The 273-nt window shown below is 60.4% G+C and carries 1 protein-coding gene; it reads left to right on the forward strand.

What is annotated here, in order from left to right; all coding sequences use genetic code 11:
* Nucleotides 1–33 precede the first annotated feature (33 nt).
* Nucleotides 34–156 (forward strand): hypothetical protein, encoded by a 123-nt coding sequence (locus tag ABG80_RS23885; RefSeq protein ID WP_268761017.1) that lies wholly within the window; start codon nt 34–36, stop codon nt 154–156.
* Nucleotides 157–273: the final 117 nt, after the last annotated feature.

The raw sequence follows: 273 nt of genomic DNA on the forward strand, positions 1-273 counted from the left end.
CTTTTTTGGTGACTTTGACGGTGAAGAACGGTGATGACCTGGCTGAACGCTTTAAGCACCTTCATAGAGCCCAGCGCGAGCTATGGAAACGCCGGCAACGTGGTCGCGGCTCTGTGCTCGATGGTGTTGTGGGCGCGGTTTGGTCATACGAAGTGAAGCGGGGAGACAACTCGGGCCAGTGGCACCCGCACCTGCACATGATCGCCTTGGCCGAGGTCGAGCCCAGCCAGGAGCGCTTGTCGCGGGATTGGCACCAGATCACCGGGGACAGCT

Source organism: Aquabacterium parvum (assembly GCF_001447195.1).
In the GTDB taxonomy this organism is placed as follows: Bacteria; Pseudomonadota; Gammaproteobacteria; order Burkholderiales; family Burkholderiaceae_C; genus Aquabacterium; species Aquabacterium parvum.

Excerpts from the sequence above, each read along its gene's own strand:
- ABG80_RS23885 (WP_268761017.1), top strand. The coding sequence starts at position 34 with ATGACCTGGCTGAACGCTTTAAGCACCTTCATAGAGCCCAGCGCGAGC.